At 61.0% G+C, this 12828-nt stretch carries 11 protein-coding genes; 7 read left to right on the forward strand and 4 right to left on the reverse strand.

Features of this window, described 5'->3' with window-relative positions; translation table 11 throughout:
* The first annotated feature begins 202 nt into the window (after positions 1 to 202).
* The 4 genes from OOT33_RS15565 to OOT33_RS15580 all read left to right on the forward strand — a co-directional run bounded on the left by OOT33_RS15565 (position 203) and on the right by OOT33_RS15580 (position 5397).
* A complete protein-coding gene (locus tag OOT33_RS15565; protein ID WP_307750946.1) occupies positions 203 to 2443 on the forward strand; it encodes a glycosyltransferase in 2241 nt (746 codons plus the stop codon).
* On the forward strand, positions 2400 to 3707 hold the full coding sequence (locus OOT33_RS15570) for a glycoside hydrolase family 130 protein (RefSeq protein ID WP_307750947.1): 1308 nt from the start codon (positions 2400 to 2402) through the stop codon (positions 3705 to 3707). Before OOT33_RS15565 ends, OOT33_RS15570 begins: the two co-directional genes overlap by 44 nt.
* 341 nt (positions 3708 to 4048) lie before the next feature.
* Entirely contained in the window at positions 4049 to 4552 is a 504-nt protein-coding gene (locus tag OOT33_RS15575; protein WP_307750948.1) for a pyridoxamine 5'-phosphate oxidase family protein, read from the forward strand.
* Entirely contained in the window at positions 4549 to 5397 is an 849-nt protein-coding gene (locus tag OOT33_RS15580) for a class I mannose-6-phosphate isomerase (protein ID WP_307750949.1), read from the forward strand. Before OOT33_RS15575 ends, OOT33_RS15580 begins: the two co-directional genes overlap by 4 nt.
* Here the strand turns inward: OOT33_RS15580 and OOT33_RS15585 are convergent.
* Positions 5379 to 6092, reverse strand: a complete 714-nt coding sequence (locus tag OOT33_RS15585; RefSeq protein WP_307750950.1) for a helix-turn-helix domain-containing protein — start codon at positions 6090 to 6092, stop codon at positions 5379 to 5381. The genes OOT33_RS15580 and OOT33_RS15585 overlap by 19 nt on opposite strands.
* Before the next feature lie 268 nt (positions 6093 to 6360).
* Between OOT33_RS15585 and OOT33_RS15590 the strand changes: the two genes are divergently transcribed.
* The 3 genes from OOT33_RS15590 to OOT33_RS15600 all read left to right on the forward strand — a co-directional run bounded on the left by OOT33_RS15590 (position 6361) and on the right by OOT33_RS15600 (position 9747).
* Positions 6361 to 6732, forward strand: a complete 372-nt coding sequence (locus tag OOT33_RS15590; protein WP_307750951.1) for a response regulator — start codon at positions 6361 to 6363, stop codon at positions 6730 to 6732.
* Positions 6733 to 6805: 73 nt separating this feature from the next.
* A complete protein-coding gene (locus OOT33_RS15595) occupies positions 6806 to 8854 on the forward strand; it encodes an AsmA family protein (protein ID WP_307750952.1) in 2049 nt (682 codons plus the stop codon).
* Between the two features lie 188 nt (positions 8855 to 9042).
* The gene (locus OOT33_RS15600) at positions 9043 to 9747 is read left to right on the forward strand and encodes a hypothetical protein (RefSeq protein ID WP_307750953.1); all 705 of its coding nucleotides are present in this window, start codon (positions 9043 to 9045) and stop codon (positions 9745 to 9747) included.
* Positions 9748 to 9834: 87 nt separating this feature from the next.
* Here the strand turns inward: OOT33_RS15600 and OOT33_RS15605 are convergent, their stop codons facing one another.
* The 3 genes from OOT33_RS15605 to OOT33_RS15615 are packed head-to-tail and all read right to left on the reverse strand — an operon-like array spanning position 9835 to position 12775.
* Positions 9835 to 10866, reverse strand: coding sequence for a response regulator (locus OOT33_RS15605; RefSeq protein ID WP_307750954.1), 1032 nt, complete (start codon positions 10864 to 10866; stop codon positions 9835 to 9837).
* Positions 10866 to 11309, reverse strand: coding sequence for a response regulator (locus tag OOT33_RS15610; RefSeq protein WP_307750955.1), 444 nt, complete (start codon positions 11307 to 11309; stop codon positions 10866 to 10868). Before OOT33_RS15610 ends, OOT33_RS15605 begins: the two co-directional genes overlap by 1 nt.
* Positions 11306 to 12775, reverse strand: coding sequence for a CHASE3 domain-containing protein (locus OOT33_RS15615; RefSeq protein WP_307750956.1), 1470 nt, complete (start codon positions 12773 to 12775; stop codon positions 11306 to 11308). Before OOT33_RS15615 ends, OOT33_RS15610 begins: the two co-directional genes overlap by 4 nt.
* Positions 12776 to 12828 lie beyond the last annotated feature (53 nt).

Raw genomic sequence — 12828 nt, forward strand, 5'->3', positions numbered from 1 at the left:
CCACGTTCTATACCGCACTGCGGCGGAACCTTAATCCCCGGCAAATGTTTGAACCTATGTTACTGTCCAGCACGGGATTTTCATCATGGAGCACGACATTCCGGATAGCAGATTTCCCTCCCATCCGAGCCAGACGGAACGCGTTATCCCTTTTGCTGCTTCACGTGTTGAGCGCGCTACGAATACCCGTTGCGCCATCGCCTTGATTGGCACCTTTGCCCCTCGAAAATGCGGCATCGCAACATTCACCAAGGACATTTTCGACCAGCTGCTGATCCACCAGCCGGAAATCACTGCGCAGGTCTATGCGCTGGATACACGAGTGAACGCCGCACAATATGAAGCGGTCACAGGGTTTATCGACTGCGACAGTCCCGCTTCCTATGCGCAGGCGGCGCAGCGTATCAATGCGGCAGGCTACGATGCCGTTTGGCTACAGCATGAGTTTGGCATCTTCGGCGGCCCCGACGGGGAGATGGTGTGCGATTTCGTGGACCGTCTTGCCGCGCCGTTGATAGTGACCTTCCACACCGTGCTGGAGTCGCCTTCAGACAACCAGCGCCGCATCACCGAGCACCTGGTGACCCGGGCTTCGCGCATCATGGTCATGTCGCAACATGGGCGCGATCTGCTTGTGGACCAGTTCCATGCTCCCGCAACGTTGGTTGAAGTCATCCCCCACGGCGCACCGGATCGACCTTTCGGGCGGGAAGAGCTGATGAAGGAGCGGCTGAACCTCTCCGGCAAGCAGGTGTTGATGACATTCGGGCTGATCGGCCCCGGCAAGGGTCTGGAAAACGCGATCGAAGCACTGCCTGCCATCGTCGCGAGCCATCCGAACGCCATTTATCGTATCGTTGGCGCAACGCATCCCAACCTCGTGCGCGAACAGGGCGAAGGCTATCGTGACGGTTTGCAGGCATTGGCCGAGCGGCTGGGGGTGGCGGACCATATTCAATGGGAAAACCGCTTCCTCGACACGCCCGAGCTGCTGGATCAGCTTGAAGCATGCGACATCTATCTCACGCCTTATTTCAATCTCCAGCAGGCGACGTCCGGTACGTTGAGTTATGCGGTGGCGCTCGGTAAGGCTGTGGTATCTACGCCCTATGTCCATGCGCGCGAGCTGCTGGCAGATGGTGCCGGCGTGCTGGTGGAGCCTAAATCGAGCGAAGCCATTGCGCAGGCAGTCAACCGCCTGCTGGACGATGCCGACGAACTCAACGGTACCAAGCAACGTGCCTTTGCTGCGGGGCGCAAGACGATCTGGCCGCACTTCGCGGCAGCATCCGCAGGGCTTGTCCGCAACACGCTAAACCGTCGGGTCGCGCCACCGCCGGTCACTGCCGCGCCTTCGCTGGCCGGAGTCTGGACGATGTGCGATCACACCGGCATGTTACAGCATGGCATCGGCATCGTGCCGGACCGACGGCATGGCTATTGCATTGACGACAATGCGCGTGCGCTGATTCTGATGAACCAGGTGCGGGACATTATCCCTTCGGAGCGCACGCGGTGGAGCATTGTGTTCGCGAGTTTCATCCAGCACGCCTGGAACCCGGACAAGCAGGTTTTCCGCAACTTCATGGCCTTCGACCGGGCATGGTGCGAAGACGCTGGATCAGAGGACTCAAATGGGCGCACAATCTGGGCGCTAGGACACACCGCCGCATGCGCAGCAGACGCCGACATCCGCTCTTGGGGTCGCCGCTGGTTCGAGACCGCCCTGCCCGGTTTCGCCAAGGTCGATTCGCCCCGCGCCATCGCCTTCGCGATGCTGGGCGCGGTGCATATGCTGAGCGCGGAGCCTGGCCATGTTGGGGCGAAGGCCCTGTTGGAGCGCGGGGGCGCCATGCTGGCTCACCTGCTCCACCATTCGCGCCGCCCGAACTGGGCGTGGTTCGAGGCTGTGTTGGGTTATGACAATCCGCGCCTCCCGCAGGCGCTGATCGAGGCGGGAAGCGCGTTCGGTCGGCAGGATTGGCTTCAAGCCGGGTTGGAGACGCTTGCGTGGATTGCCGAGCGCCAGACCGCCGCCCAAGGCCATTTCCGTCCGGTCGGATCAGACACGTTTCAAAAGGAATACGAACAGTATCCGTTCGACCAGCAGCCGCTTGAAGCGCAAGCCAGCGTGGAAGCAGCACACAGCGCCTTCCTGGCTACGGGAGACCGGCGCTGGATCGATCATGGGCTTATTGCCTATCGCTGGTATTTCGGAGCGAACGACCGGGGAGAGGCCTTGGCCGATCTCAAAACCGGGCGCTGCCGCGACGGGGTGAATCGAAGGGGGGTAAATGAAAATTGTGGGGCCGAGTCCATTCTTGCCTTCCATCTGGCCTACGCCTCGCTGATAGAGATGCTGAGCAATGCCAAGACCGATGGCTTGGAAAGGATGTTGATTGAGAGAAGCACAGGCAAGCCCGTCGCCCTTGCGCATTCTTGAGACCCGCTTGCATGCTGACCCTTCGCGGGTCGTGCTGCGCCCGTTCCACCTCGGCTGGCAATCTGCCAGTGCGCCGAGCGACCGCGCCATGCGCCTCGTCAAGGACATCTGCGCGCTGTCCGACAGCGATGCACGGGAAGAATATGAGCGCGTGGTTCAGGATTTTGCCGATCGCCACTGGCAGACCGAGGCGATGTTCGATGAGCGTTACGCAGAGGTCGAGACCATGCTGGGCCTCGAAGATGCCGGGCTGCCCCGCGCCCGCAAACGGCTGATTGGCGCCTATTTCTGCCATGAATATACCTATGCCGCCGCGGCGCTGATGAATCCGTCGATCGTGCCGCATCCGGACCAGAGCGGCATGGAAGACGGGGCGGCCCGTTTCGTGATGAGCTTGCGCGCCGTGGGCGAGGGGCATATCAGCACCATCGCCTTCCGCGAGGGCATCGCCTATCCCGACGGCAGCTTCGAGCTGTGGCCGCAGAGCGCGTTCGCGACCTCTGTTGAGCTGGACGACGCCTCACTCACCGACAGCGACGCCGCCGTCACCGTCCACCGCAACCCCAAGAGCAACCTGTCCAACACCGTGATCTTCCCGATCACGGAGCAGCAGCGCGGTGGGCTTGAAGATTTGCGCTTGGTCCGTTTCGAAGAGGACAACGGGGAAGTCGAGTGGATCGGCACCTACACGGCCTATTCCGGCAGCTCGATCCGCTCCGAACTCCTGCGCACCAAGGACTTCCGCAGCTTCGTGCTCGAGCCGATCACCGGCGCGGCCGGGCGCAACAAGGGCATGGCGCTGTTCCCCCAAAGGGTCGATGGGCGCTATATGATGGTGGGGCGGCAGGACGGAAAGAACCTGTTCCTACTGACATCCGACCGCTGTGATCATTGGGACGACGAGGGTGTTCTCCTGATGGAACCGAAATATCCGTGGGAGTTCATCCAGATCGGCAATTGCGGGTCGCCTATCCTCACCGATGCAGGCTGGCTGCTCTTCACCCATGGCGTGGGTGCGATGCGCAAATATGCGCTTGGCTGTGCCCTACTGGATCGCGATGAGCCATGGAAGGTTATCGGCCGTACGCGTCACCCTGTGCTTACAGCGGAAAATGCGGACCGCTCCGGCTATGTGCCCAATGTCGTCTACACGTGCGGCGTGATGAAGGTCGGTGACAAATTGCTGGTGCCCTACGGCATTTCCGACAGCGCCGTTGGCTTTGCTTCCGTCTCGATATCGGACCTTCTCCAGCTCATGACATAACCGGAGGCACCTGCCCTGATGCGGGTTGAGGCCATCTGTATCGGGAGGCCTGTCTCTGAATGCCCAGCCGATCGACATTGCGCAGATTGAGCGAGCCAGTCGGTGAGCACGCGGCTGGTTTGTGCTGAATTAGGCGGCACCCACGCCCGTTGTGCGTTCGCCGAGGTTGTCGGATGTCGCATCATTTCCGTGGGGAAGCGACCCTTATAAAAGGTAGGCCGCCTGACGCACGGTTCGGCGCAACCCGGGGGCCAAAGCCGGAACCGGAGGATCGACGCCGGGTTATCCCTTGCATGCGCGCCACGCGCCCGTGGCGCCACCCTCATGCAAGGAGCATCCCCATGGATCACGAAGATATTGCAGAGCTGACAGAGGAATTTTGGAAAGTGCTTGATGACTCTCGCGTCGTCATGCTCGCCGGAATCGGCACCGGCAATGCCCCGGCACGACCGATGACGGCACAGACCGACGAGGACATCAAGGACGGCTCCGTCTATTTCTTCGCCTCGCGCGGTGAAGGCATCGGTCGAGAAGTGCTGGCCGGAACCAGTCAAGCCTGCTTCACCTTCCAGTCCAAGGACAATGGCATACTCGCCAGCGCCATGGGCCCGATCGCCGCTGTTAACGATCAGGCGATGATCGACAAGCTGTGGACGCCGATGGCCGCCACTTATTATGACCAGGGGCGCTCCGACCCCGATCTGGTGCTGTTGCGGTTCACTCCGCCGGAGTTCGAGGTCTGGCGCGCGAGCACTGGCGGTTTCCTCAAAGCCGTCGCTTATAAGCTGATAGGCAAGGATGCGGGCCAAGCGCACGAGGAAGATCGCGCCACGATACCCGCTTGAGCGCCCTCCTCCCCGTTCGCACTGTGGAAAAGCCGTGGGGCCGCACCGCCTTGCCCAAATGGGTCGGCGGTGCGGCCGATGCTCGCATCGGCGAAGTGTGGTTCGAGCCGCCCTCAGCGCTCGACTCTCTGCTGGTCAAATATATTTTCACGGGCGAGAAACTGTCCGTGCAGGTGCATCCTTCCGACAAACAGACGCTGGAGCGCGGGCTTGGCAGGCAGGGCAAAGAGGAGTGCTGGCTAGTGTTGGGGGCCGAACCGGGTGCAAAATTGGGCATAGGATTTCGTGAGCAACTGGATGCAGCCGCCTTGCGCCAAGCTGCGCTGGACGGTTCGATTGAGCAGCGGCTGGTCTGGCGCAACGTGAAGCCGGGTGATTTTTTCTATATTCCCGCCAATACCGTGCACGCCATCGGTGCTGGTATCAGCCTGATTGAAGTCCAGCAAAACAGCGACATCACCTATCGTCTTTACGACTATGGTAGGCCCAGGGAGCTCCATCTCGACGAGGCTGTCGACGTTGCGGCGGCTGTGCCCTATGCCGATCCGCGGCACCGTCATGTGCCGGAGCGAGGAGAATATCTGCTTGTTGATGGCCCCCTGTTTCGCCTGCTGCGCTATGACGGGCCTCTCTCCGATAAGGCGAAGGCCAACTTCGCGGAGGGCGGCTGTTTGGTTGTTCCCTGCTCGGGAGATGCGCGTGTTTCCGCCGAGCGCGTAATACCGGGGCAGTGCGCGCTGGTGGAGGAACTGAACAAGCTCGCACTGAGCGAAGGCGCAACCGGTCTTCTGGCCCAGCCGATTCCGCTCTCTTCCCACCCGGCGCCTCACGCACCGTCGGGATAGACCCCACGCAACACAATATCGAAATGCTCGGCCACAAGGAGGTTGCAGTCGCAACTCAGGTAAGCGAGCCGGTGTCGATCGAGAATTCGCACCCTCCCTCTGCCGATCTCGATCACGCCACTGGCTTTCATGCGCGCGACCACCCGCGTTACATAGCTGCGTCCGATCCCCAACAACGATCCCAGTTGCTGCTGGGTGAGCACCAGCTCGTCTCTGCCGGTGCGGTCCAGGGCAAAGAGCAGCCATTTCGCCGCGCGCTGTTCGATGCTGTGCAGGGCGTTGCAGGCGACAGACTGGAAAATCTGCGCGACCAGGCAATCGGCATAGCGCGCGAAGAGATTGCCCATGTGCACCGATTGCCGTTTCGCTTCGTCGAGCACAATCGAGGGCAAACGCAAAAAGTCGCCACCGTGCATCACACTGCACTTCGCATAGGCAGGCAAAAGACCGTTGCTCACGATCCCGCCGACGACCCCCTCCCGGCCGACCATCGCAGTTTCCACGGTTTCGCCTTCCTTCATCGGGATCAGAAAGGACGCCATCGCACTGCCCAGAGGGAAATAGGCGTGGCGCACCTCGTCCCCGGGATCGTAGATTACATCGCCTGCAGAGAGTTTCAACGGCTGGAGATGGGGTTCGATCCTGGCAAGATCCTGCTCTCGCAACGCCGCCAGCAGATTGCTCCCTAGATCCATATTTTTCTCCTGCGCCCGTTATGCTCACTTGTGCGCATACCCGGCGCCCCATGTGTGCAAAAGAGGGCCTTCGGCGGACCCTGGCCCTTGGCGGAGCGAGGCCCGTCGGCCAGTCATCGCCGGGAAAGCGTGCTCATCGAATGCTCAATCCGTCAGTCAGCACGCCAGCCCCGACTTTTTGCCTGGCAACGCGTCGAACAATCCGATCTGCCTGTCAGTTCCCTGACATGGTCTATTTCGGTTCAGCTAGCCTGACAGAGACCTGCTCATGACGACAGAAACCAATGGTCTCAGCCTTTCTCATGCGCTGCTCGTCGAAGACAGCATGCTGATCGCGATGAATGCGGAGGATGCGCTGCTCGCAATAGGCATCGAGCAGGTCAGCATCGCCAGCTCCGTGGCGGAGGCTTTCGACCTCCTCAAAAATAACAGCTTCGATGTCGCATTGCTCGATCTGCATCTGGAGGGGGAAACAAGCCTCCCCATAGCGGAGACGCTGCTCACCCTCGGCATCCCGTTTGTCTTCGCATCCGGATATCCAAATCAGGAGGGGCTGGACCCCAAATTCAGCGGGATTCCGTTTCTGCAAAAGCCATACAACCAGATACAGATTCGGGATGCGTTGCTGAGCATCAGCTAAGCTCTGTACTTTGCACGCGAGGCTGTCTCCGCGGCGCGCCGCAACATTTTGTCACTGCAATCGTTCAGTAAAAATGAGCGACCAAAGCGACATCCACCCGCTGCGCAAGCATGCGCGCTTCTGGGATCGCAGGAAAAGCGTTCCTCGTCCCCTGCGGTGGATAGTCTATCTGTTGCTGGTGCTGGCAGTGCTGTGGCTGTTCCAATATGTGACCAAAGGGCGTTTCCTCAAGGGAACGTTTCAGCGGGTGGCAAGCGGCATGCTCGGGCGTGAAGTCCGCGTGGGTGGCGACTTCCAGCTCTATCTTGATCCCGTCACCATCAAGTTCGTGGCCGACGATATGACGATCGCGAACCCGCGCTGGGTGGGCCGCCGCTATCTCCTTGACAGCCGACATGTTGATGCGCGCATCGCAACCTTTCGCCTGCTGTTTGGGGAGCGCCTGTTCAAACGGCTCAACGTCGATGGCGCAGCGCTTGACCTTGCCTGGTCGGCTGACGGAAAACGCAACAACTGGACGATGGGCGATCCTGACAAGCGTGGCGAACCGCTGGAGTTGCCCGATATCGTGCGGGCGCAGGTGACAAACACCACGGTGCGCTACACCGATCCGCGCAACTTCCTTTTTGCCAGGATCGCGGTGGGCACGGTCGCCTCGCGCGACAAGAGGATCGCGGAGGCCGTGGGGTTCCAGGGCTCCGGCACCCTGCGCCGCCGGCCCTTCACGCTCGACGGCGCGATTCTATCACCCAACGAGACCGTCCAGGGCGGCAAGACCCATTTCCTGCTCAACGCACGCGCCGCGCGTGACAGGCTGGCGGTCGATGGGTTGCTCCCCGGCGCCACACAGTTCGAGGGGGCGCAATTGGCCTTCCGGCTGCGCGGGAGCAATCTCGCCGAGCCATTCGGCCTGCTCGGCATCGCGGTGCCGGAAACACGCGCCTATCGTTTCTCGTCCCGGCTAGTGTATGAAGACAAAATATGGAAATTCAGCGGGTTGAAGGGCCGGTTCGGGGACAGCGATCTCGCAGGCGCAATGCGCATTTCGACACCCAATGACCGGCTGTTCATCGACGCTGACCTGACGACGCAGGTGATGGACATTCGCGATGTCGGGCCGATGGTCGGCTATGATCCAGACCGTATCGACAGCATGGGTGCAGATGCTGTCGTCACCCGTGTGAACGGCGCACCTCGCGTGCTGCCCGATGCCCCGCTGCGCGCCGAGGCCCTGTCCCGCTATGACGCGGACGTGCGGTACAAGGTGCGCACCATCCGCGCAGACAACGTTCCAATCTCGCATGTCGACCTGACACTGAAGCTCGATCATTCGCTGATGAAGCTCTCGCCGTTCACCTTCGATATGTCCGGTGGGTTCGTCTCGTCAGACATCATCGTCAACGCACGCTCCACGCCGGTGCTGACGGATTACGACATCCGCCTCTCGCCTACGCCGATGGGCAAGCTGCTCTCTCGCTGGGGCGTGGAGGAAAACGGCACTTCCGGGACCATCAAGGCCCGGGTGGAGCTGAAAGGGCGAGGGGACACAGTCCACGATTCGCTTGCGACCTCCACCGGGCGCATCGCCATCATCATTCCCAAGGGCACGATGTGGGCACGCAATGTCCAGCTGTCTGAGCTGGACATCGGCGTGTTTGTGCAGCGCATGTTCCAAAAGCGGCTTAAGGACCCTATCCAGATCAACTGCGGCCTGGTGGCGTTCACGGTGCGGGACGGGGTGGCGGTCGCCGACCCGATCCTTATCGACACCAGCAAGAATGTGATGCTCGGCCGCGGCGGCTTCAGTTTTCGCGATGAGAGCCTCGACCTGTCTTTGCGTGCCGACGCCAAGAAATTCAGCCTGTTCTCCGCCCAGTCTCCGATCGGGGTAAACGGCTATTTTGCCGCGCCCGGCATGCAGGTCATCAGCCCAGAACTGCTCACGCGCGGCGGGGCGGCGCTGGGGCTGGGGCTGGGGCTCTCCCCACTGGCAGGCATCCTCGCATTCGTAGATTTCGGTGACGCGAAGGCAGCCGATTGCGGCCCGGTGCTGCAAGGCGCGCAGGCGGCGGCGCAGCGCACATCAAAGGGTAAAAAGCGCAAGGATGTGGGTGGGCGATGAGCGCCGATGCGATGGATGGAGCGGCGCGATGCGCTTTGTTCATATTCCCGACAGCCGCTTCGTCTGATTATTCTGATGCCAGACCGCATTTGAGATGAACCGGGCACCGCCCTTTTTTAAGCGGAGCGGCAAGCGCCGTCGCCAGCGGAACGCATGACATGAGCGGATGCCACCAGGGAAGGAACGCAATGAACCAAAAGATAGTGGGCCGGGGCGCAGCCCGACTCTGCCTGACCGGTACGCTCGCCGCGCTCGCTGCCTGTGCAACCAAGCCGGTCGCCCCACCTCCGCCCGCGCCTCCGCCGATGGTCCTTATCCCGCCGAGGCCGCTGCCTCCGCTGGGCGCCGCACCCAATCTTGCAGTGCCTCCGCTCGCGCCCGATGGCACGCGTCTCACGATCAACTATGGCGTCTCCGGCGGGCAAGCTCTTTGGAACCTGCGCTCGGCCTACAATGTCGCCGCGCTCAGCTGCCAGAAACCGGTGCACCAGCCGATCGCGGCACAATATGCCGCATTCCTGAAGAGCAACAAAAAGCTGCTCGCTACCGTCTACAAGGACCTCGACAAGCAGTTCAAGAAAGAGCAGGGCGCGGACTACATCCGGAAGCGCGAGATCTTTCAGACGCAGGTATACAACTATTTCTCGCTTCCGCCCGTGCTTCCCGCCTTGTGCGATACAATGCTGGCGTTGGGGCCGCCGCTGGGCACCGTTCCGTCCAAGGAGTTGGAGGCGCGGTCTGTGCTGGAACTGGCGCGGATCGAGAAGCTCTATCTCGATTTCTTCAACAGCTACGATCAGTATCGGACCGCGCTTTCTGCATGGGAAGCGCGCTATGGCGCTCAGGCGACGGTCGCGCCTGCAGCGATCCCGGTGGCGAGTTCAACTCCTTAGACCGTGATCGTTTCAGGCTGAATCGTCTGAAACGTGGATCATGGTCTCATCCACAGTAAGAGCCTGAGTAAACCGCGCAGCAGATGCCTACACGGGAGCAGTCAGAACCGCGCGGCATCCGTTGTGTGATTCATCATAGCTGATCTGGGATCCCAGACTCTGCGCCATAGCGCTCAGCAGCCGTGAACCCAACCCCGTGCCCTGGACAAGGTCCGGCGTCATCCCGATGCCATCATCCTCCACCACCAGCTGGAACTGCCCCGGCTCGGGCGCGAACAACCGCACCCGCACCTCGCCATCCTTCTCGGGCGGATAGGCATATTTGCCGGCGTTCGAAACCAGCTCGGAAACCACCACACCAAGGGAAATCGCCTTGTCTGTCTTCAGCTCGATGGGATCGGCGCTGAGCGAGATGTGAGTGCGGCGATCGGAAGACAGCCACGAATTGCGCAGCTCCTCCACAATTGCCTCCAGATAGTCGCTCATCACCACGCTGGTCACGTTTTCGGACGTGTAGAGCTTGCGATGCACCATCGCGATGGCCCGGATGCGCCGTTCGGTGTCGGCGAGCGCAAGGCGGGCTGCGGGATCCGTCACCATCCGCGCCTGCATCCCGATCATCGATATGACGAGTTGCAACGAGTTGGCAACGCGGTGGTTGGCCTCGTGCAGCAGGGCGGAAAGCCGATCGTTGGCGATGCGCATCTGCCGCTCCGCCTCCTCCTTTGCCCGCTCCAGCCGCACGCGCGCCAGGGCGTGGGCAAAGGCCTGTTCCAGCAGTTCGACGAAGTCACTGCCTACCGACTTCACAACATAGTCATAGGCCCCGGCCTTGAGCGCGGCGACGGCGACCTTGCTCTCTTCCGACCCTGTGACATAGACGATCGGCGGGCAGCCGGGGAGCGCCCGCAGCGCCCTCAAGGTCTCCAGGCCGTCCATCTCCGGCATATAATGATCGACCGCGATCAGTTCGAAATCTTCCGAGGCAGCGCGGGCCAGCCCCTCGCGACCAGATGGCGCGGTGACGACATGATGCCCCCGCCTGCCCAGCAGCTTTTCCACAAGCCGGCACAGGCCGGGATCATCATCAATGTAAAGTATGCGGCGTGGCTGATCCATCAGCCCTCTGTAGCATCGGGAAGCTGGATAACCGAAAGGAACAGGCCCAGCTGCCTGATCGCATCGGCAAAACTTTCGTAATTCACGGGCTTGGTAATATAGACGTTGCAGCCCAGATCATAACAGCGCGCAATCTCGCGCTTGTCGTCGGTCGTCGTCAACACCACCACCGGCACGCGGTGCAGCCGCTCATCAGCCTTGATCCTCGCAAGGATATCCGTGCCGCTCATATCGGGCAGATTGAGGTCAAGCAGGACCAGCGCAGGCCCATTCAGGGCCGGGCCATTCGGGGCATTGACCAGATGGTCGAGCGCAGCGGTCCCATCCGTAAAATGTACGAGCTCATTCGATATGCCGGCACGCCGGATGTTTTTTTCTATGAGACGAGCATGCCCTTCGTCATCCTCGATCATCACGATCTGGACCGGCTTATGTTTCGTCATTCCCCAATCTTTCCATCGTCAACATATTCGAGTGGCAAGTTCACAACGAAAGTCGAACCTTCGCCAAACACCGATCGCACCTCTATTGTTCCGCCCAGGCGGTATGCCAGCGCCCTGACGTTCGCAAGGCCGATCCCCTCTCCGCGCTTGTCTTGCACGCCTGAGCGGCGAAAGAGTTCGAAGATGCGTTCGCGGTCCTTTTCCTCGATCCCGCGGCCATTGTCCTCAACTTCAAAGATCGCACGCCCGCCCTTGGCATGGCCCCGCACCTCGATCCGCCCGGGAACATTCGGCCGCCGATATTTCAGCGCGTTTTCCAGCAGGTTGGAAAATATCTGATCCACAGCTAGCCGGTCATGCTTCAGGGCCGGCAATGGCGTCCTGATCTTGATGGTTGCGTTGCTCTCGTCTCGCAAGGTGGAAAGGGTATCAACCACCGTGGACAACAACCCGTCCATATCGAGCATTTCGGGCGCCAGCGCCCTGCGCCCTTGGCGCGAGAGGACGAGAATCGCGTTGATGAGCCGATCCATCTTCTGGGTGGAGGAGCGGATGAAGCCGATAGCTTCGGGCATGTCCTCCTTAGCCGCCGCCCTGACGGCGTCGGGAACAAGGCCCGGTTGTGCGGAGTCGACCTCGTCCACAAACTCGGAGATCTCCCGGTCGGCACGCGCGAGCTCGGCGGTGAATCCCATGACATTGACGAGCGGCGAACGCAGATCGTGGCTGACGATATATGCAAACCGCTGGATTTCCTCGTTTGCCCGCCTCAAGTCCGCTGTGCGCTCGGCGACAGCCGCTTCCAGGCCTTCGTTCAGCCCCGCCAGCGTCATGCGACTCGCCAGCAATTCCCGCGAGTGGCGGCTCAGCACCATATACGTCGCCGCCCCGGTAAAGAGCAGAGCTATGACCACCAAGCCCAGATAAGTTTGTAATCTTTCCAGGGCGCTCTGTTCCATGGCGCCCCGCGATGCCAAAAGCCGGTTTTCGGTATTCTCAAACTCGCCGGCGATTCTTCGGATCGTGCCAAGCCGCTGCAACTCAGCCTGCTTCCTGAAGAGCGCCACCGCGCCCTCCATATCACCTCGCTGGGCGAGGAGGATGGTCTGGCGCATATCGTCCAGCTGTGCCTGGATTACCGGGTGCAGCGCCTCGATACGCGCCTGCTGCTCCGGATTGTCCACGGTCTTGCTCTTCAGTCGCTCGATATTGGGTGCAAGGTGCGCCACGCTGTCCTTAAGCGTTTCCACCCTCGCGGGATTGCGATCGAGCAGATAGCCGCGACGGGCTGCTTCTGCCCGCTCCATGTACCGGCTTATGTCGGAGATCGTGTCTTTCACATCATAGCTATGAGCCACCAGCGCGTCGGCGCGCTCGTTCGCATCGAAACCCCGCACCACGAAATAGAATGCCAGAAGAACCAACACGAAACTGGAAATCACGCCCGCCAGACTGAGCCGGACCACCCGCTTTTGCGCTCTCTGCGGCAATGGCTCACCCTTTGTTATGCGAGGTTGTC

The organism is Sphingobium sp. DEHP117 (assembly GCF_030867385.1).
GTDB lineage: Bacteria > Pseudomonadota > Alphaproteobacteria > Sphingomonadales > Sphingomonadaceae > Sphingobium.

Bases quoted from the DNA above. Each gene is read 5' to 3' on its own strand.
- OOT33_RS15595 (WP_307750952.1), top strand. From the start codon at position 6,806: ATGAGCGACCAAAGCGACATCCACCCGCTGCGCAAGCATGCGCGCTTC.
- OOT33_RS15585 (WP_307750950.1), bottom strand. From the start codon at position 6,092: ATGGATCTAGGGAGCAATCTGCTGGCGGCGTTGCGAGAGCAGGATCTT.
- OOT33_RS15590 (WP_307750951.1), top strand. From the start codon at position 6,361: ATGACGACAGAAACCAATGGTCTCAGCCTTTCTCATGCGCTGCTCGTC.
- OOT33_RS15610 (WP_307750955.1), bottom strand. From the start codon at position 11,309: ATGACGAAACATAAGCCGGTCCAGATCGTGATGATCGAGGATGACGAA.
- OOT33_RS15575 (WP_307750948.1), top strand. From the start codon at position 4,049: ATGGATCACGAAGATATTGCAGAGCTGACAGAGGAATTTTGGAAAGTG.
- OOT33_RS15605 (WP_307750954.1), bottom strand. From the start codon at position 10,866: ATGGATCAGCCACGCCGCATACTTTACATTGATGATGATCCCGGCCTG.
- OOT33_RS15600 (WP_307750953.1), top strand. From the start codon at position 9,043: ATGAACCAAAAGATAGTGGGCCGGGGCGCAGCCCGACTCTGCCTGACC.